This is a genomic window from Gammaproteobacteria bacterium (genome assembly GCA_029880545.1).
GTDB lineage: Bacteria > Pseudomonadota > Gammaproteobacteria > Acidiferrobacterales > SZUA-150 > JAOUOD01.
Genome location: JAOUOD010000004.1, coordinates 176760 through 196845, shown reverse-complemented (window position 1 = coordinate 196845; position 20086 = coordinate 176760). Strand labels below are relative to the sequence as shown.

Sequence of the window (20086 nt, the reverse complement as noted above, 5' to 3'; positions counted from 1 at the left end):
ACTGCATGAACCAGACTCTTTACCAGCACCTTGCCGATGAACTGATCAGCGCCGGCCACCAACTGCACGGCCACGGCTGGGTGCCTGCCACCAGCGGCAATTTTTCCGCGCGCATTGATGACGCCAGTATGGCCATTACCGTATCAGGCTGGCACAAGGGGGAGTTGAACCGCGAGGGTATCATGCGTGCCAACATGCAGGGCCAGTCGCTCGATGAGGGCAAGAATCCCTCGGCCGAGACATTGTTGCACTGCCAGCTGTACGGGCGCGATGGAAATATTGGCGCAATCCTGCACACGCATTCCATGAACGCGACATTGTTATCGCGAATGCACGAACATGAACTGTTATTGCGGGACTACGAACTGCTCAAGGCCTTCAACGGCATCACGACACACGATACCAGCATCACGATTCCAATTTTTGCCAATGACCAGGATATTCCACGCCTGGCAGCCGCGGTCGAACAATACATGGGCACTCACCCGGCCATATACGGCTACCTGATTGCCGGGCACGGCTTGTATACCTGGGGACGCACGGTCAGGGAAACACTGCGCCACCTGGAAGCATTTGAATTCCTGTTTGCCTGTGAACTTAAATCAAGAGAGGTCAACAAATCATGAGTCGTTTGACAATATTCAGGGACAGCAACACCAACAGTCACGAGGATTTCGAGGATTACCTGGAAATCGCTGATCGACTCAATGCCATAGGCGTACAGTTTGAACGCTGGAACGCCAGCCAGCCATTGGCGGACGATGCTGACCAGGAAGCCGTGCTTGCTGCCTACGAAAAAGATATCGAAACCCTGAATTCCACCTACGGCTTCACTGCTGTTGATGTTGTTGCCTTGCGTCCGGATCATCCGCAAAAAGCCGAAATGCGCGCCAAGTTCCTCAGCGAACATACACACGATGATTTCGAAGTCCGGTTTTTTGTTGATGGCAGCGGTATGTTCTACCTGCACAAGGAAGGTCATGTCTATGCCGTTTTGTGCGAAAAAGGTGACCTGATCTCTGTTCCGGCCAATACCACGCACTGGTTCGACATGGGTACCAGTCCGAACTTCAAGTGCATCCGTTTTTTCACCAAGGCTGAAGGCTGGGTTGGCAATTTCACCGGCAACGATATTGCCGAACGCTTCCCCGGCTATGACCAGATGACAGGTAACGCCTGAACATGATTCGCGCGGTAGTCACTGACATCGAAGGTACTACATCATCATTATCCTTCGTCAAGGATGTATTGTTTCCCTATGCGCGCAGGCAATTGCCGGACTATGTCAGGCAGCATGGCGGCGAACCGGCGGTGCGTGCATTGCTGGATGATGCGCGCGAATTAATGGGTACTGCAGCCGACGACAACGCCGTGGTGGCGCAAATGCTGGCCTGGATCGATGAAGACAAGAAGGTGACGCCACTGAAATCGCTGCAAGGCCTGATCTGGGAAGCCGGTTACCGGAACGGAGATTTTACGGGACACGTGTACGAGGATGCGGTCGACTGCCTGCGCCAGTGGCATGACCAGGCCATTTCCCTGTATGTATATTCCTCGGGCTCGGTCTATGCACAAAAGCTCTTGTTCAGTCACACTGAATTCGGCGACCTGACGCCATTATTCAGCGGCTATTTCGACACCAGCATTGGTCACAAGCGCGAAGCTCCATCCTATTCACACATCATCGGTGAACTGGGTTTGCCGGCCGACCAGGTCATGTTCCTGTCCGACATAGTCGAGGAACTTGATGCCGCCGCCGAGGCCGGCATGAATACGACCTGGCTGGTTCGCGGTACCGAAATCAATGGCAATGCTGTTCACCGCCAGGTGGACAACTTTCACGATATCGAGCTGTAACAACGACCTTTAACGGTCACCGCGCAACGCAGCTTTCAGTTGTTTGCGACGGCGATGCAGTGTCGGTTCGGTATAGCCATTGGGTGCACGACGGCCGTGAAAAATCATGTCCTGCGCGGCCTGGAATGCAAGACTGATATAGTGCGGCGCCATGCAAATGTAGTTGGGCGCGCCAATATTCTGCTGATCAACAAACTCGGCCATACGCCGCATTGATGCCATCACCTGCGCTTCGCTGACTACGCCATGGTAAAGCCAGTTTGCCACATGCTGGCTGGAGATGCGCAACGTGGCGCGGTCTTCCATCAGGTCAATGTGATTGATATCGGGCACCTTCGATGCGCCCATGCCCTGATCAATCCAGCGCACTACATAACCCAGGATGCCCTGGATATTGTTATCGATCTCTTCGCGAATTTCCTCTGCAGTCCAGTCCGGAGATTCCGCCAGCGGTATGCATAACAGGTGATCAAGACTGGCATGCCCTCGCCGTTTCAGATCCGGATGCAGTGAGAACACATCCACCTTGTGATAATGCATCGCATGCAGCGTCGCTGCTGTCGGTGAAGGCACCCAGGCAGTGGTGGCACCGGATAGTGGATGGGAAATTTTCACCTCCATCATGTCATGCATGCGCTCCGGCATGGTCCACATACCTTTTCCTATCTGCGCCTTGCCATCCAGGCCGCAGGCCAGGCCAACGTCCACGTTCCAGTTTTCATAGGCTTTTAGCCAGGCGGAAGCCTTCATGTCATTCTTGCGAATCATGGCGCCTGCTTCCATGGATGTATGGATCTCGTCCCCGGTACGATCCAGAAAACCGGTGTTGATAAAGATAACCCGCGACATTGCGGCGCGAATACATTCCTTGAGATTGAGCGTGGTGCGTCGCTCCTCATCCATGATACCCAGCTTGACTGTATTCTCTTTCATCCCGAACAGCGTTTCGATGCGCTCGAACAAGTCAACCGTGAAAGCCACTTCCTGCGGTCCATGCATTTTGGGTTTGACGATATATATATTTCCATTGGCGCTGTTTTTGTACGGGCTGTTGCCTTTCAAGTCATGCAGGGCGCTGTAACAGGTGACAAAAGCATCAAGCAAGCCTTCAAAAATTTCACTGCCATTGGCATCCAGCACCGCATCAGTTGTCATTAGATGCCCAACGTTACGAACCAGCATCAGGCTGCGCGCAGGAATTTCCAGAAAACTTCCATCCGGTGCGCTATAACGACGATTGCCATTCAGCTTGCGGGTTATCACCTGGCCCTTTTTGTCGAATTTACTGGATAACGATCCCTTCATTAATTCCAGCCAGTTCCGGTACACGTTCACCTTGTCGTCGGCATCAACAGCGGCAACAGAGTCTTCACAATCCATGATCGTGGTAACTGCGGACTCCAGGTAGATATCCCGAATCCCTGTGGGGTGCAGCTCATGTATTGGGTGGTCTGTATTAAACAGGATCTCGATGTGCAGGTTATTGTTTTTCAGCAGCAGCGAAGAAATATTCTCCTTGTCCTGTTGATAGCCGACAAACTGGGACGGATCCTGTAATCCCGTATGCTGGCCGCTGGACAGGGTTACCGACAACTCGCCATCCCTGAGCGTATAGGCAATGGCATCAACATAACTGCCGTTTTGCAACGGTATGGCCTGGTCGAGAAACGCCTTTCCTCTGGCAATCACCCTGGCACCACGAACCGGGTTAAACCTGGCGCCCTTGTGCGCGCCATCATCTTCCGGAATCACATCAGTTCCATAAAGCGCATCAAACAGGCTGCCCCAGCGGGCGTTGGCAGCATTCAGCGCGTAACGCGCGTTACTGACCGGCACTACAAGTTGTGGTCCCGCGATGGTGGCAATTTCCGCGTCAACTTCAGCTGTCGTGATGGAGAATGCTTCGCCTTCTGCTTCGAGATAGCCAATCTTCTCAAGATAGGCCTTGTAGGCTGACGGATCGAAATCCTGGCCACGGTGCTGTAAATGCCAGGCATCAATTTTCGCCTGCAGTTCCGCCCGTCGTTGCAACAGGTCACGATTCCGCGGCGCGAGTTCGGCAACAATTTCCGCAAAACCTTGCCAGGCCGCATCGCATTGAATACCGGTACCCGGGGAAATCTCGTCCTTCACCAGCTGGTACAGGGACTTGGCAACCTGCAGGCCCGCAACATCAATACGTTCGGTTAACATGATCACCTCGACATATCGCGGGCTCCAGTGCCCGGTCAGTTCTCCCGGCTGCTTCCGGCCAACATTTGCTGCGTCAACTTCCTAGCCATATACCTGCCTTGGCAGCCACAGCACCACTTCGGGGAAAATAATACAAATGGCCAGTCCAAGCGCCTGCAAAAACAGGAACGGAATTGATGAACGGTAAATCTGGCCCATGGTAACTCCGGGAGGCGCAACACTCTTTAGATAGAATAGCGCATAGCCAAACGGCGGACTGATGAACGACATTTGCATGTTCACCATGTAGACAACACCAAACCACAACGCCAGTTCTTCCGGTGCCACGCCGGGCAAACCAAACACACCATCAAAGGACATGGTTTTCAACAGCGGTATAAAGATCGGTACTGCCAACAGCAGAATGCCAACCCAGTCCAGGAACATGCCCAGCACCACCAGGATAACCATCATCAGCACCAATACACCGTAAGGGCCGAGGCCGGTACCGGCGATGGCTTCATTGACAAACTCCTGACCGCCGTTGACCACGTAGAAACCGACAAACAAAGTGGCGCCAAATATGATCCATAACACCATGCCGGTTACACGCAGTGTTGTCAGTGCTGCAGAACGGATATTTTCCAGGTTCAGTCGACGATGCATGGATGCCACCACCAGGGCACCAAACGTGCCGACACCGGCCGCTTCCACCGGCGTGGCAATTCCTGCAAAAATGATACCCAGCACCAGTGTCACCAGCGCCAGTGGCGCGAACATGTTTTTCAGCAACCGGATTTTCTCCCGGGTGTTGACACGCTCGTCCACTGGCAACGCCGGTCCGTATTCAGGCCGGAAATGGGTCACTGCAGCCACATACAAAATATATGTGAAAGAAAGTATCAACCCGGGCACAACAGCGCCAATGAACAGTTCGCCAACGGACTGTTGCGCGATGACAGCAAACAGTATTGCCAAAATTGATGGCGGTATCAGGATGCCCAGGGTGCCACCAGCCAGGATCGAGCCACAGGCAATCGTCGGGTGGTAGTTACGCCTGACCATGGCCGGCAAGGCAATCATGCCCATGGTGACCTCGGTTGCACCGATTACGCCGCACATGGCTGCCAGCAGCGTTGAGGCAATAATTGTTGAAATGGCAAGCCCGCCCTTCAGTCCTCCGAGCAGCTTGTACACCATATCGTAAAGCTCTTCGATGATACCGGCCCGCTCCAGTACCGACGCCATGAATATAAACAAGGGTATGGCGGACAGCTGGTAGTTGGTCATCAACGGGAAGATGCGTGATGGCAGTATATTGAGCATCTGTGCATCACCAAACAGGAACAGGAAGATACAGGCCAGGCCGCCAGTTACGAAAGCCAGCGGTAACCCTGCCATCAACAGCACCAGCAGCGAACCAAACATCAGAATGGTCAACCAGAAGATATCAATTTCCCATCCCATGTTTTAACCCTCCGGCCTGACTTCGGTGTGGAGATCGACGGAATCATTTCCCGTCAATACGGCGATATCCTTCACCAGTTGCGCAATACCCTGCAGCATTAACAATACTGCGCCAAGCGGAATGGCAAACTTGATTGGCCAGTACTGCACTGCCCATTCAGTAAATGAAACTTCGCTCACCTGCAACGAATCGTTGAAAAAGATGTACCCGGTTACCAGCAGCGTCGCCATGAAGATAAAAAAGAAAAAGGACGTAACGACATCAATAATGGCCTTGGTGCGGGTTGAAAAGAATCCGTATATGACGTCCACGCGGACATGCGCGCCTTCGCGCAGAACATACCCCCCGGCAAGCAGGTATTGCATACCGAACATCAGGAACATGGATTCATGGGCCCAGTTGGTGGGTGAATTGAATACGTATCGCGCGACGACTTCGTAGTAATAGACAACTACCGCAATGACCGACCAGTAGGCGACCATCTCACCGAACATGCCGTTGATCCTGGAAACGATCCGGTTGAACCGGAACGGCTCCTGCTCCGGATCATATTCCGATTCCACCGCCGGACAACGGAAGCCCTCCTCTTCCCGAACCGATTCGACTTCATTGCGTCTCCCGACCAGTTTCGGCAACTGCCAGGCATCAATGGCCATCAGCAACAACACAATCAATCCCAGTGACATGGCCGCGGTATCCCAGCGGTCGCTTGTCTGGCTGATCACGGCATGGCGCTCGTTGACTTCCGCCAGTCGCGACTGTGCCCGGGCCAGCTTTTCCGGGGCATCTTCATCCCCGCCCTCTATCGCCTTCTGCGCACTCTCGATTCTGAACTCGGCAATTCTTGTTTCATTGTTCACGCCGGATACTTGTTCGCGCACTTCCCGCACCTGGATATTGACCGCCTGGATGCATACAAACAGAACAATAAACGAGACCGCCCACATGCTCTTGAGATACATGCGATGAACACCGACAAAGCCACCCGTCAGCAGCAGGCAATAGGCCAGCGCCAGCGAAACCGGCTTGTCCTGGATAGTTTTTTGTTTAATTTGCTTGCGGTAAATAAAGAATGCGGCTGCGGGAAACAACAACAAGCCGCCCCAATAAAGCCAGTGCGGCAGAATAAAATTAAGCTCCGGCATTGCCGATACTCCTGAAGCGGTCTTGCGTTTCGTTTATGCGGGCGCTGAAAACTGTATACAGCAAAAGAACGATGATCTGCGCCACGCCCTGGACGGACGAGGCGCAGATCAATGCCTGGAAAGTGTTTACAACTTCAGCTTTTGCCCCTTGATCATGGCCTTGTCGGCATAACCGAGGGATCCGGACATCATGTAATCCAGCTGGATCTTGAATGCCCTGGCTGCGTAGGTATCCTTGTTGGCCCACTTGAACCACAAAGGCACCGCAAGCTTGGTAAAGGCTTCGACATCGTCCTGGCCGAGGCGGGTGACCTGTGTACCGGCAGCCTCGAACTTCTTCCAGGCTTCCTGGTCGGCCGCCTGGATTTTCGCATGATGAATGTCGGAGTAAACGTGTACTTCCATTTCCACGAATTGCTGCATCTTCTTCGACAGCTTCTTCCACGACTTCTGCGACACCGTCAGGTCCATGAGGTCCACCGGCTGGTAAATGGACATGAATCCCGGAGGGCCCATGGAGATATAGTTTGTTACCTGGTGGAAGCCCAGGGCGTAGTTAATGGCCGGGCCTACGTAATCGGCCACGTCAATCGTGCCTTTTTCCAGGGCCGGGAAAATTTCCGAACCGGGCAGCAACGTGGTCTTGGCGCCGGCAGCCTGGAACAGCTCTGCCACCATGCCGCCGGGCAGGCGCATCTTTCGGCCACGGAAATCATCAATGGAACGAATCGGCACCTTGGAATGAATGATATTGGGGCCATGATGCACAGGACCCACATAGTGCAGTCCCATTTTCGAAAATGCTTCACGCGCCAACTCCAGGCCGCCAAGCCCGTAGAAGAACGTATCCCATTCATGCGGGTTACGCAGACCCATTGGATAGGAGCTCAGGAACACCGCTGCCGGCATGCGACCGGCCCAGTACAAGGTAAACGGATTCATGGCGTCGAGCACGCCATTCTTGACCGCATCAAACAGCTGGAACTCACCGACCACATCCTTGGCACCAAATGGCTTGAACGCCAGTTCGCCGCCGGTCTTTTCGATGATGCTGCCACACCATTCCTTGAAAATATCGAGACCGATACCGCCTGGCCATGAAGTCTGTATTTTCCAGGTAGTGGTCTTGGCTGCTTCCGCATTACTGATAAAGGGTGCGCCCACGACCGCACCGGCGCCCATAGCGGCGGTAGTCTTCAAAAAACTTCTTCGGTCGGTTTTTGCGGCTTTGGTTTCGGACACCCGGTCGGTACTTATAATTTTCTTTGTCATCGCCGTTTCCTCTTGTGGATGGTAGTGATAGTCAACCAAATGTGAATCGGTCCTTCGAATACACCTGGGATTGAAACGAATTTTATTATAGTCCCAATTACACACTTTTGAACAATTTTAAAAACAAAATCCGGATATATTCTCCCGTCATGCAAAATTGGAACAACAAACAAAAGACACCGCCCAGTATTTCAGTAATTTCTTATATGCTTAATTGGGTTCGAGCGATTCCTGGCAATCAGAATAACCCAGTTTTTTGACCAACTATTTATTCATCAATGACAGCAAACGCGCGCACCGGAAACGTTCCCATGCCTTTCACTTTTACCGGGACCGCGTAAAAACGAAACCCGTCTGCCGGCAAGGCATCCAGGTTGCACATGTGCTCTACAATGGGAATACCTGAGCCAAGCAAGGCCGAATGCACCGGTCGTTCGCCTCCGGATATATCATCGATATTATAGGTGTCCACACCTACAAGAACGGCACCGGCATCGCGCAGGTATATGGCGGCGCCCTCGGTAAGGTAAGGATGATTTTCGTAATACTGTTCGGTATTCCAGTGTCGTGACCAGTCAGTCTGGATCAATACTGCCTTGCCGTTCACATCCACGGGTTTCAGCATATCGGCAGTGATCGCAGGCACGTCAGGGCCTGTCACTATCCTGATGGCGTCGAGACTGGCTACGGACTCAAGCGCCAACTCGGATACATCCTTGCCGTCTTCATAGCGATGAAATGGTGCATCAAGATAGGTACCGGTATTGGCAACCATATCGATACGGCCAATATGAAATGATGTGCCTTCGCTGTAAATTGATCTTGATGCTTCGCGACTCATGTAATCGCAAACCAGTGGCGCCGGCAAGCCCTTGTAGGTAACCAGCCCGTCTTCAATGGTGTGGCTCAAATCAATCAGCTTCGACATACAGCTCCCGTGCAAACCACGTACAGTTCAGGATCTGCGAACGCGAACTGGCTACAGGCATATTGTTCCTTGCATATAAAGTCTTGCACCACCGGCAATCCTGACTCGATCACCGGCCAGTTCGCAGTAAACATTGCCGCCACGTCTGGACAGCTGTCTCGCGGCAAGTTTTGTCTTGCCCAATACGTCAGCCCAGTAAGGAACCAGTTGTGTATAAATGGAACCGGTTACCGGGTCTTCATCCACGCCGAGCTTGGGCACAAAGAATCGCGCGACAAAATCATGGTGTTGTCCTGGCGCAGTAATGGCTACGCCTCGCCCGTCAAGCGAACGGAGCATGACCATATCAGGCGCAGCCGCAAGTACCTGCTGCTCATTCTCAAGCACAAAGATATAATCTTCCGATCGCAGGCAGATGAGCGGCTTGCGGCCAAATGCCTGCTGCAGGATCTCGGGGCATTGTCGAGGACTTCCCGGTTGTGCCGGAAAATCCAGTTCCAGTCGATCTTGCTGCTGCCTGACTTTCAGCTCGCCACTTCGTGAGTTGAATACAATGGTATCACTGTCAATCCCGGTAACATGGAACAAGACATGGGCACTGGCCAGGGTCGCGTGGCCACACAAATCCACCTCGGCAACAGGCGTGAACCAGCGAATGTGGTAGTTGTCCGCTTCTCGAACAAAAAAGGCTGTTTCCGAGAGGTTGTTCTCGGCGGCAATGGCCTGCATGACAGCATCAGGCAACCATGTATCAAGCGGGCACACAGCTGCCGGGTTTCCTTCAAAGACCTGATCAGCGAATGCGTCTACCTGGTATAGCGCGAGATCCATTGGTGTTCGTCAGAACATCAGGCCGACCAGGTACAGGCTGAACCAGGGTACATAGGTGATAATTATCAGGGCGACAATCAATACCGCCATCCACGGCAGCGCGGCACGCGTGACCTGGCCAAGACTCATGCCGGTGAGACCGGCGGCAACATAAAGATTAAGCCCTACCGGTGGCGTAATCATGCCGACTTCCATATTGGTCGTCATAATGATGCCGAGATGGATCGGATCTATACCCAGGTTCAGGGCGATAGGATGGAACAACGGCGACAGGATCAGCAGTATCGAACTGGGCTCCATAAAGTCACCGGCGAACCAGAGGATCACGTTCACCATCAGCAGGAACATGGATGGGCTGAGGTTATGCTCGATAACCATTTTCGAGAGATTCTGCGGTACCTGCTGTTCGGTCAATACATGCGCGAAGATCATTGCGCAGGCAATAATAAACATGATTACCGCTGTCATCTTGGCCGAATCAAGCATGACCTTTGGTACATCAGCCAAGGTCATATCCTTGTGTACGAACAAGGCAATAAAGGCCGAATACACGGCAGCCACGGCTGCTGCTTCGGTCGGAGTAAATACACCGCCGTAAATACCGCCAACGACAATAAATATGAGAAACAGGCCGGAAAAGGCGCGACCAAATGATTTGAAAAAGTGGCCAACGCCCTGCCACGGTTCACGCGGCATATTCATGCGACGTGCAGTCACCCAGGTTGCCAGCAGCAGCAACGTGCCCATTAACAAGCCCGGCAGAATACCGGCAATAAACATTTTGCCGACTGACTCTTCAACGGCGTCAGCATAGACAATCATCGGGATGGATGGCGGAATCAGGATGCCCATGCTGCCGGCGGTAGCAATTACACCTACCGAGTATTGCGGCGTGTAGCCGGCCCGAATCATGCCCGGAATCATGATCGAACCGATGGCCACCACTGTTGCCGGTGACGAGCCCGATATGGCGGCAAACAACATGCAGGCGACAACGCCGGCCATGGCCAGTCCGCCGTGCGCCCAGCCAACCATGGACTTGGCGAATTCGATCAGCCGTGCAGAAACACCGCCGGTGGTCAGGAAATGAGACGACAATATGAAAAACGGGATTGCCAGCAACGTCGTGTGTTCCATGGTATCGAACAGTTTCTGAGCGATAACCACCGGCGAATCCTCGGTAGCCAGCAACACGTAAGCCAGGCTGCTGGCGCCCAGGCTGATGGCGATAGGCACGCCAATCAACAACAAAAGCAGCAAACCGATAAAGAGCAGGGTAACTGTCATTGCTCCAGCTCCTCCAGTTTACGGTGCGATTCCCTGGCATGAATGCTGTCACGCCGGCCCCGGAAAATATCCCAGGCCAGCACCAGGAAATGGTAAAGCATCAAGGTCATGCCCAATGGAATGGCGATATACGGAATCCACTGCGGAATACGCAGGTCTTCGGTCAGATCACCCCACTGGTAAATCCTGATCATGTACCGAAAAGCTTCGTAATCGACTATGGCAACAAAGGCGATGCAAATAACCACCGCAATTCTCAGCAGTGTCTGTCGCAAGACAGGCGGCAGTTTTTCCAGCAGGATATCAATACCGAGATGAATGCCGACCTTGACGCCATGGGCGGCACCAATCAGCACTACCCAGGCAAACACGTACTGCACAAATTCCAGCGCCCACAACAGGCCGGTATTGAATACGTAACGCAGTACCACGTTGGTAAACAATACCAGCGTGGCAACTGCGAACCCGACTGTTATCGTGTACTTCTCGAAGACATCGATATAACGATTTATGCTATTCATTATTAATGCAAGCAGCCAGCCGCGGATCTGCGATCAGCGTCCGAGCAGCTTGTTAATGTCATCGATCAGGTCGGCGCCAATCTTGTCACGGAACTCGGCCCAGACCGGTTCGGTGGCCTTGCGCCAGGCGGCACGTTCGGCCTTGCTCATGTCGACAACCTTGGCATAGCCGGCTTTTTCGATCTTCTGACGATCTTCGGTATCAGCTTCTGCGGCATACTTGCGGTTGGCAGCGGTGGCTTCTTTCAGGGCTGACGAAACCTGTTCACGCACATCTTTCGGCAACCCTTTCCAGAACTCGCTGCTCACCACCATCAGGTAGCCAAGGTATGAGTGATTGGACACGGAGATGTAGTCCTGAACTTCATGGAATTTCTTTGAGTAGATGTTGGACCAGGCATTTTCCTGGCCGTCGACAACACCCTGCGCCAGTGCAGTATAGACTTCCTTGAACGGCAACTTCTGCGGTGTACCACCGAGGTGGGTAATCATGGAACTGGCCACATCAGAGGACTGGATACGGAATTTCTTGCCCTTGAAATCAGCCGGAGATTTCTTCAGTGGCGCGCCGCCCTTGGTGGAGAATACTTTCATGCCATTGTCCCAGACAGTCAGCGCATGCAGGCCCTTGCTGTCCAGGCCGGAAGTCATACGGTCCATGATCGGCGAGTCCACGAGCTTGTGCACATCATTCATGTCACTGAACAGGTAGGGCAAGTCAAAGGCCTGAAGCGTATCGGAGAACTTCACGAACTTGGACAGGCTCGGTGCCGCCATATAACCCGTGGTCTTGCTGGATTCCAGGCGCATTGCTTCCAGCACCTTGTTGTCATTGTAAAGCTGGGAATTGGGGAACACTTCCACTTTCACGCGGCCCTTGGTCTTTTTGTCCACCAGTTCGGCGAACAGGTCAGCCGCCTTGCCTTTTGGTGTATTGGGCGCAACCACGTGGGAAAACTTGATGGTATATTCTGCGGCATAGCCCGGTATTGCTGCCAGAGCCAATACTGCCGCTATAACGAGTCGAAATGGAGTTTTCATAACGCCTTGCCCTCTGTATTGTTTGTGGTTGAATAAAGCCGGCTGCAATACGCGCCGGTTTTTGTTTGTTACATTATTGTACGAAGATTGATCGCGTGCCACCCCAAATTCAGTCACGGAAGAAAAACAATACACACCACAAGCTGTGGATTTATTGAGCTGGCTCAAAAACAGGCGCATTATCAATTTCTTACAGCCAGCAGGACAGCGACAAACTGAATATGCGAAAACCCTTATGGATCTAGCTTTCCTGCCCGTGCTTGTACTGGGCGCCTTTATTCACGGCGTACTGGGCTTTGGATTCCCGATGTTTTCAACGCCCGCGCTGATCCTGCTCTACCCGCTGCCTGTCGTTGTGCTGCTGACCCTGTTGCCCACGCTCAGCATTAACATTGCCAGCATCGCCGGCGAAAAACACTGGCGTGAAGCCTTTGTTCGCTACTGGCCGATCCCGGTATTCACCATTATCGGCAGCATCGCCGGCACCCAGATCATGTTTGGCCTCGACCCGAAACCGCTGAGATTGATACTGGCCGTGGTTATGATGATTTACCTGGTCGCGGACAAGCTGCCTGCGGCAGCAATCGAGCGCAACGTACCCCGCTGGCTGATGGCGTTATTCGGTGCCAGTCTCGGCCTGATGGGCGGACTCACCAATACCATGGCGCCGGCCATTGTTGTCTACGCACTGTACACACGCATGAATCCGTTACTGGTCGTGGCCGCGTTCAACTTCACGTTTCTTATCAGCAAGAGTGGCCAGGTAGCCGGGTTTCTCGCCAACCGGCAACTGGACTGGAATATTGTCGGGCTGTCCGCCTGGGCACTGCCGGCTATCCTGTTGTCGCTATGGATTGGCATGCGCCTGCGTCGTCGCATGGACACCGCAGCCTACCTGGCTGCATTGCGCTATACGCTGTGGCTGATTGCGATTGTATTGATTGCCGACGGCATCATCGCCTTCGACTGGTTGCCGGCCAACCAGGCCGAGACTCCGAATCTTCAGGGATGAATCATCCGCACGGCTGCAAACACCGCTACGCCGATAGCGACCAGTACTGCATCGCGACTATAGGGCACTGGTTGCGGGCGTGGCGGCTTGCCACGACGATCGGCCGACCACATGGCAAACAGTGAATAGGTCGCCATACCACCAAACAGAATTAACGATGACAGCTTGCCGTTGCTGAACAGGTGGCCGATAGCCCAGGCAATAATCCCCCACGACATGGGGTGACGGCTATAACGCTTGATATTGGTTTTTGCCCTGTTGGCGATAACCAGGATGAAGCTGAGCATCATCATCAAGCCGGTTAGTTGCTGCGCCCAGCCAGGCGGTGTCCACAGGTAAACCGGCTCGACATTACGCATGCCGACAATAATCAATCCAATGGCAAAAATTGAAATCACGGAATACATGCCCCGGTAAGGCATTTCGCCAATGCGGTTAATCAGTTCCTGGCGGGCGCTGCGCATGGCAGTAAATCCATGACACATCACGAATAAAAGCATTCCTGCTACAAGATAATTCATCACAACCTCCTTGTGTCCCGGTTTAAACTGGTATGACCCTGGTTGACCCCCGGTTAACCATAAATGTCTTCGCTGAACTGGCTCTGTATACGCAAGACTTCGTCCATATTTTGCAGCAGTGCCTCCACGCAATCACGGTCAAGCTTCTCGCCGGCCAACTGCTCCAGCAAGTTGACGGCATCTTCATTGGACCATGCTTTTTTATAGGGGCGCTCACTGGTGAGCGCATCAAATACATCAGCCACGGCGACAATTCGTGCCTCAATGGGAATCGCCGATCCCGACAGTCCCGCGGGATAACCCGTGCCATTAACCGCTTCGTGATGATAGTGGGCAATGTTTCTGAGCAAATCGATATGCTGGATATTTTCCATTCCAAAATTGGCAATCATGTCGTCGATCATCTCCCTGCCCCTTGTTGAGTGGGTTCTCATGATGACGGCTTCTTCATCATCCAGCGGCCCGGGTTTCAGAAGTACACGATCCGGGATAACAACCTTGCCAATATCATGCAGCGGCGCGAACATGAACAGGTGCTGGATATAATCATCGTCCAGGCTGAATTTTCCTGACAGGGTCCGCGCAATCAGCAGACTGTAGCGCGACATGCGATCAAGATGACTGCCGGTTTCCGGGTCTCGTTGATGGGTGATTCTCCCGGTAGTTTTGACTGCTGCGGACAACGTATCAATGGAATTGATCTCATTGATCACCATTAACGCCAGCATGTGGCCAAAAATATCCAGTTGTGCCAGCACCGGTTCAGTCAGCACATCGGGTTTCGAGGAATTGAAAAAGATAAAGCCGACAAAATCTCCCTCGCTGAACATGGGCAAGGTGTAACTGGCTGCGTAGCCAAACCGGCCAATGCGCCGGGTATGTTCATGTTTGCCGTTTTCCAGCGTCACCATATTATTGATTACCCGCGGCAGGCCCTTGTCCAGCATGGCTTTCAGAGAGGGTGCTTCATCAATTAATGCCTGGTAGTTGGAGAGCGGGTCGGCATTATCATCAGAACTGTGCAAATACGTCTTCAATACCCGGGTTTCCGGGTCGTAAAGCGTTATCGCGATCCGGGCGATAAACGGCAGCAGTTGCTTGACCGATTCATGGGCGGCAAGCACCTTTTGTTTCAGCGTCAACCGGCGGTTCAGCGACTCCAGTATGTCGTGGTGCTCACTCATGTCGGCTCATTATTCATATAAATATTTGGCAGATACTGAAACAGTATAGATGCCGCGCGGGACAAATTCATTCAACACCGGAAGGACCGGTATCCGACCACAAGGCAAGGCGAAACGGATACAGGCTCGCATGCATAATACCGTGCAGGGTTGCCGGGTCTTTCCTCATAATGTCCCTGGCAATCGATTCAGACTCAGCTTCAAGTATAACAACACCGAAAGTATGTTCATCCACTGTGTCGGTTCGACCGGCGGTGAGTACAACACCGTCATCGCACAATTGTTTCAAATACCGGAAATGCTCACTGATTATCAACGCTTCATCCGGATCGGGCCCGTCTCTGAGCATGTCCTGACGAACAGGAACAAGATGGTATATGAATGTTTTCACGCCTGGGTCCAGGTCTAGATATAAAATCGATAAATAATTTTCAGGTATAAAGTTTATCCATTGCTTTATTCAACTCGCCAGGAACAAAACTCACCGCGTGCTGATAATCGGCAACTTCTTCTTCAACACATTCCTGCCAGAAAGACACGTGTTCCCGATCAACGTCATGCCCGGAAGATACCGGTGTCTCATGCCCCGGCTTTTGCACGGAATACCAGGTCAAATACAGCCGGCCGGCCTGTTCCAGCATGAAAACTGATTCAATGACCATTTTCTCCCGTGCCAGGGTATCAACACACGCTGCCTGCCGGGAAACAAGCACGGCCATCCATTCCCGGGCCCGGACCTCCTTGCCTTGCCTGACCAGAAATGTTGAAAGCTCGGTTTTCAACTTATTCCTTCAACAGCGATAAACTCGGCGCTTGAAACATCATCGCGAAGCTTGCGTGCCTCGGCGTATTCCGGGGAATGGAAAAATGCCTCGGCATCCGCCAGCGTCGGGAACTCGATAATGACAATACGGCGTGATTCCTCCGGACCCTCGAGCGTTACGGTTTTGCCGCCCCGAACAATAAACCTGCCCTTGTATTGCGCAATCACCGCGGGCGTGGCTGCCTGGTAGGCCTTCAGTAACGCCGGGTCATCCACTTTCATACGAACAACGATATATGCCGCCATAAACGCCCCACAAGGATTTCAATTCAGAAAGGATTTGTTGCTCCAGCCAGTGACAGCTGAAGCACGATTTCATGGACGGTAGCGCAGGTAAAAATAACGGAACTCCTGGTTTTTACCACTCGGTGTCACATGCTCTTCGGCAACCTGCTGCATCAGGTCGAAACCATCACCCAATACCGCCAGCAACTTGTCGGCATCGTATTGCACAATGTCCAGGCCACTGCAACGGGCCGGGCCACCTATGGCAAAGGTCGCAATAATCACATGACCGCCCCGGGCCAGGACGCGCCTCAGCACATCGACATATCGCTGGCGATCCGCTTCCTCGGTCAGGAAATGAAACACGGCACGATCATGCCACAGCGTATAGGCGTGGCCGGGAACAAACTGCGTCACATCCTGCTCCAGCCACTCCACCTCATCAGCATGGGCGGCCATGAGTTTGCGTGCGTATTGCAGCGAATGGGCGGAAATATCCAGAACAGCGAGCTTGTGATAACCGGCATCGTGCAGATACCGGGCAAGACTGGAGGCACCACCACCGACGTCAATAATATATGCATGCTTGTCGATACCGGTTCCGGCAATCAACTCCAGCGACACTGAAGGCTTTACCTGGAACCAGCTGACCTCGGTCGGATTTTTGTCCTGGTATACCTGCTCCCAGTGGGACTTGCGATCAAGCATGGCGCGCTCCCGATTTCGTGGTGGCACTACTTTGCGCCAATCTGGCATTGATCGCAAACGCTGCCGGTCGGGCCAGCCCGCCAAGTCATTCAGGGGCACCAAAGCAAACGGCCCGCCGAAGGCGGGCCGTTGCCGGAACAGGCTTTAAGCCTGGGCCGATTACTTAACTTCGTAGATTTCTGCTTCCAGGCGGTAGCCACCAGAGACCTTGCTGATGGTCTTCACCGGCGTGGCAGCCATAACGCCAACAGACATCTGGTCCACGACTTCGTGGGCAACGTCATTGTTGCTTGATTTGAGCGACAGCAGTTCCGGAGCATTGACGTCTTCGCCGGAAATGTAGAGGTCAGGCGCTGAGAAGCACCAGACGTACACGTCATAGTACGTGTCGTCACCGTCCGCGCCAACGATCAGCGGATGCGGGCCAGCGTCGCCTTCGTCGACCGTAATCGTGTAGGACAGGTAGTAACTATTGCATCCAGACGCACCCCAGATGCTCATGGCGTAGGAGCCCGGCTGTACCTGGTATTCCGAGTTCCGGATGATCGTGGATGGCAGTGAGACGTTGGTAGTTGTGAATGTCCAGCCGTGGGCTGCTGTTGACCAGTCAAATGACATGTAGGCCAGGCCGTCATCGCCTTCCGGTCCACAGCCGAACAAAAGTCCGGCCAGTGCCAGTGCGGATAGTTTGCGAACAATTCCTGCTTTCATTATCTCCCCCCCCTGTAAAGTGGTAAAAGTAAGTACTGCAAATCGATTGTTGAATCAGGCCAATATTTTAGTAGCAGATGACGTCATTGTCGAATCCGAATTTCTGCGCGGCGGTTGCGCAATACTCAACACCCGGCCTCGTCAAGGGTCCGGTTAGCGGCCGTCGACATTCAACACCCTGGTGAATTTCTTCAGCAGCCTCAGTCCTGCCCATATGGCGACACTTATCGCCATTAACACCTGCCAGTGCAATTGCATGGCCAGCTTGCCGGTCACTACCCAGTCACCGGCCAGCTCCAGGGCAAACATCAGCAACATGATGGCAAAAAAACCGTTGTACTCGCGGCGCAAAACATTGCGCAGGGAAAACGGCAAATTGGGTTTGACGTAACTTCCCAGTCGCGGAATAAACGCCGGTGTCCGGCTCGCCCACGATTCATACTGTTCGCCAAACTTTTTGCGCAGGAACTCTTCCTCGGCAAACATGATGCGCTCGTAGTACACCCAGAAGGCCAGCACATAAATCACCACCAGCCACCACAGGAACAGGTACATGGCCAGGCCGAGAATCATGAAAAAATTGCCTACATACAACGGGTGGCGCACGGTCGAATAAATACCCGTGGTATTGACGGTTTCGGCCACTTGCTGACGGGTATTGCGACCGGAAGTACCCTTGGGGGTGTGGCCAATGGTAAAGACCCGGACCGCCAGGCCGAAGAAACTGACCGCCAGACAGACAGCTTCCCACATGTGCGCCAGGTACTCACTGCCACCGGGAAACTCGTAGGCGTAAAGCGAGACAAAAAACAGTGCCACCATCACCAGTGGCAGGTAACTGCGCCAGCGGAACAACCAGTTGCCGCTGGATTCAAATTCTTCACGAAGTGGCATGCCTTGACTCCTGCATTGCTTGAAGCATTGTGTTGGAAGTGCCCTAAGCCTTGAGCTTTTGCTTCAACAACTGGTTAACCTGCCCGGGGTTCGCCTTGCCCGCGGATGCTTTCATAATCTGGCCGACAAAGAAACCGAGCAGTTTCTCCTGGCCATCACGATATTGTTGTGCCTGTTCCGGGTTTGCAGCGATGACTTCGTCGACCAGGCTTTCAATGGCGCCGGTATCGGTAATCTGCTTCAGACCCCTTTTGTCGATAACCGTATCGGCATCACCCTCACCGTTCCACATGGCCTCAAAAACACTCTTGGCAATCTTGCCGGAAATGGTGTTATCGGCAATACGGTGCACCAGCCCGGCGAGCATTTCTGCTGTTACCGGTGAATCAATAATATCGCGACCATCCTTGTTGAGGTAGCCGCTCAATTCGCCTGTCATCCAGTTGGCTACCAGCTTGGCTTCGCCACCGACGGCCTTGACCGTCGATTCAAAATAATCGGCCATATCCCGGCTGGCAGTCAGTACGCCGGCATCGTATTCAGACAACTCGTAATCCCGGATAAAGCGTGCACGCTTGGCATCGGGCAGCTCCGGCAAGGTCTTGCGTACAGCCTCGATAAAACGTTCATCGATATCCATGGGCGGCAGGTCCGGGTCAGGGAAGTACCGGTAATCGTTGGCTTCCTCCTTGCTGCGCATGGAACGGGTAACGTCTTTCACCGAGTCGTAAAGACGCGTTTCCTGCACAACCTGGCCACCGTTTTCAATGACATCGATCTGGCGCTCTACCTCGAACTCGATGGCCTTTTCTATGAACCGGAACGAGTTGATATTTTTCAGCTCGGCACGGGTACCGAATTCTTTCTGGCCTTTCGGCCTGACCGAGACATTGGCGTCGCAGCGGAATGAACCTTCCTGCATATTGCCATCACAGATTTCCAGGTAGCGCACCAGTTCGTGCAGCTTCTTGAGATAGGCGACAGCTTCCTGCGGGCTGCGCATATCCGGCTCGGAAACGATTTCCAGCAACGGCGTACCGGCGCGATTCAGATCAATGCCGGTCATGCCATGAAAATCCTCGTGCAATGACTTGCCGGCATCTTCTTCAAGATGGGCGCGGGTAACACCGATAACCTTCTCTTCACCGTTCACTTCGATGGTCAGGCTGCCGCGATCAACAATGGGCAGCTCGAACTGCGAAATCTGGTAGCCCTTGGGCAGGTCCGGGTAAAAGTAATTCTTTCGTGCAAATACCGAGCGATGATTGATTTTCGCGCCGATGGCAAGGCCGAACTTGACCGCCTTGCGCACGGCATTTTCGTTCATCACCGGCAATACGCCCGGCAATCCCAGGTCGACAGCACAGGCCTGGGTATTGGGTTCGGCACCATACCGGATGGATGCACCGGAAAAAATCTTGCTTTGGGTAGTGAGCTGCACATGCACCTCAAGGCCGATGACGGTTTCCCATTCCATGCGCCTGAC

General features: G+C 53.3%; 22 protein-coding genes. 4 read left to right on the top strand and 18 right to left on the bottom strand.

Going from position 1 to position 20086, the window contains the following annotated elements:
* Positions 1–5: 5 nt before the first annotated feature.
* The 3 genes from OEZ10_06305 to mtnC are packed head-to-tail and all read left to right on the top strand — an operon-like array spanning position 6 to position 1857.
* The gene (locus OEZ10_06305; GenBank protein ID MDH5632594.1) at positions 6–626 is read left to right on the top strand and encodes a methylthioribulose 1-phosphate dehydratase; all 621 of its coding nucleotides are present in this window, start codon (positions 6–8) and stop codon (positions 624–626) included.
* On the top strand, positions 623–1180 hold the full coding sequence (locus OEZ10_06300; protein MDH5632593.1) for an acireductone dioxygenase: 558 nt from the start codon (positions 623–625) through the stop codon (positions 1178–1180). Before OEZ10_06305 ends, OEZ10_06300 begins: the two co-directional genes overlap by 4 nt.
* Before the next feature lie 2 nt (positions 1181–1182).
* Positions 1183–1857 carry an acireductone synthase gene (gene mtnC / locus OEZ10_06295; protein MDH5632592.1) on the top strand — a complete coding sequence of 225 codons (675 nt, stop codon included), beginning with the start codon at positions 1183–1185 and terminating at the stop codon, positions 1855–1857.
* Positions 1858–1866: 9 nt separating this feature from the next.
* Here the strand turns inward: mtnC and OEZ10_06290 are convergent, their stop codons facing one another.
* The 9 genes from OEZ10_06290 to OEZ10_06250 form a co-directional block, all read right to left on the bottom strand.
* Positions 1867–4050, bottom strand: coding sequence for a malate synthase G (locus OEZ10_06290; protein MDH5632591.1), 2184 nt, complete (start codon positions 4048–4050; stop codon positions 1867–1869).
* Positions 4051–4131: 81 nt separating this feature from the next.
* The gene (locus tag OEZ10_06285) at positions 4132–5496 is read right to left on the bottom strand and encodes a TRAP transporter large permease subunit (GenBank protein MDH5632590.1); all 1365 of its coding nucleotides are present in this window, start codon (positions 5494–5496) and stop codon (positions 4132–4134) included.
* A 3-nt stretch (positions 5497–5499) separates the two neighbouring features.
* Complete coding sequence (locus tag OEZ10_06280; protein ID MDH5632589.1) at positions 5500–6642, bottom strand: TRAP transporter small permease subunit; 1143 nt, start codon at positions 6640–6642, stop codon at positions 5500–5502.
* Between the two features lie 126 nt (positions 6643–6768).
* Entirely contained in the window at positions 6769–7914 is a 1146-nt protein-coding gene (gene dctP, locus OEZ10_06275; GenBank protein MDH5632588.1) for a TRAP transporter substrate-binding protein DctP, read from the bottom strand.
* Between the two features lie 268 nt (positions 7915–8182).
* Complete coding sequence (locus OEZ10_06270) at positions 8183–8842, bottom strand: cyclase family protein (GenBank protein ID MDH5632587.1); 660 nt, start codon at positions 8840–8842, stop codon at positions 8183–8185.
* A 51-nt stretch (positions 8843–8893) separates the two neighbouring features.
* Entirely contained in the window at positions 8894–9673 is a 780-nt protein-coding gene (locus OEZ10_06265; GenBank protein ID MDH5632586.1) for a PhzF family phenazine biosynthesis protein, read from the bottom strand.
* A gap of 9 nt (positions 9674–9682) precedes the next feature.
* On the bottom strand, positions 9683–10960 hold the full coding sequence (locus OEZ10_06260) for a TRAP transporter large permease subunit (protein ID MDH5632585.1): 1278 nt from the start codon (positions 10958–10960) through the stop codon (positions 9683–9685).
* On the bottom strand, positions 10957–11481 hold the full coding sequence (locus OEZ10_06255; protein ID MDH5632584.1) for a TRAP transporter small permease: 525 nt from the start codon (positions 11479–11481) through the stop codon (positions 10957–10959). The genes OEZ10_06260 and OEZ10_06255 overlap by 4 nt, the downstream gene beginning before the upstream one ends.
* Positions 11482–11514: 33 nt before the next feature.
* Entirely contained in the window at positions 11515–12522 is a 1008-nt protein-coding gene (locus OEZ10_06250) for a TRAP transporter substrate-binding protein (protein ID MDH5632583.1), read from the bottom strand.
* 235 nt (positions 12523–12757) lie between these two features.
* Here OEZ10_06250 and OEZ10_06245 point away from each other — a divergent pair, with 235 nt between their 5' ends.
* Positions 12758–13534, top strand: a complete 777-nt coding sequence (locus OEZ10_06245) for a sulfite exporter TauE/SafE family protein (GenBank protein ID MDH5632582.1) — start codon at positions 12758–12760, stop codon at positions 13532–13534.
* Here the strand turns inward: OEZ10_06245 and OEZ10_06240 are convergent.
* The 9 genes from OEZ10_06240 to gatB form a co-directional block, all read right to left on the bottom strand.
* Positions 13525–14055 (bottom strand): NnrU family protein, encoded by a 531-nt coding sequence (locus OEZ10_06240; GenBank protein MDH5632581.1) that lies wholly within the window; start codon positions 14053–14055, stop codon positions 13525–13527. The genes OEZ10_06245 and OEZ10_06240 overlap by 10 nt on opposite strands.
* Before the next feature lie 53 nt (positions 14056–14108).
* Positions 14109–15239 carry an HD domain-containing protein gene (locus tag OEZ10_06235; protein MDH5632580.1) on the bottom strand — a complete coding sequence of 377 codons (1131 nt, stop codon included), beginning with the start codon at positions 15237–15239 and terminating at the stop codon, positions 14109–14111.
* A 67-nt stretch (positions 15240–15306) separates the two neighbouring features.
* Entirely contained in the window at positions 15307–15630 is a 324-nt protein-coding gene (locus tag OEZ10_06230) for a YciI family protein (GenBank protein ID MDH5632579.1), read from the bottom strand.
* 40 nt (positions 15631–15670) lie between these two features.
* Positions 15671–16021, bottom strand: a complete 351-nt coding sequence (locus OEZ10_06225; GenBank protein MDH5632578.1) for a DUF6176 family protein — start codon at positions 16019–16021, stop codon at positions 15671–15673.
* Positions 16018–16308 (bottom strand): DUF1330 domain-containing protein, encoded by a 291-nt coding sequence (locus tag OEZ10_06220; protein MDH5632577.1) that lies wholly within the window; start codon positions 16306–16308, stop codon positions 16018–16020. The genes OEZ10_06225 and OEZ10_06220 overlap by 4 nt, the downstream gene beginning before the upstream one ends.
* A 69-nt stretch (positions 16309–16377) precedes the next feature.
* The gene (locus OEZ10_06215) at positions 16378–17022 is read right to left on the bottom strand and encodes a class I SAM-dependent methyltransferase (GenBank protein MDH5632576.1); all 645 of its coding nucleotides are present in this window, start codon (positions 17020–17022) and stop codon (positions 16378–16380) included.
* A 132-nt stretch (positions 17023–17154) separates the two neighbouring features.
* Entirely contained in the window at positions 17155–17706 is a 552-nt protein-coding gene (locus tag OEZ10_06210; protein MDH5632575.1) for a hypothetical protein, read from the bottom strand.
* Between the two features lie 153 nt (positions 17707–17859).
* Positions 17860–18600: an isoprenylcysteine carboxylmethyltransferase family protein gene (locus OEZ10_06205; protein ID MDH5632574.1), complete on the bottom strand. Its 741-nt coding sequence runs from the start codon at positions 18598–18600 to the stop codon at positions 17860–17862.
* Positions 18601–18643: 43 nt separating this feature from the next.
* Positions 18644–20077, bottom strand: coding sequence for an Asp-tRNA(Asn)/Glu-tRNA(Gln) amidotransferase subunit GatB (gene gatB / locus OEZ10_06200; protein MDH5632573.1), 1434 nt, complete (start codon positions 20075–20077; stop codon positions 18644–18646).
* Between the last annotated feature and the right edge of the window lie 9 nt (positions 20078–20086).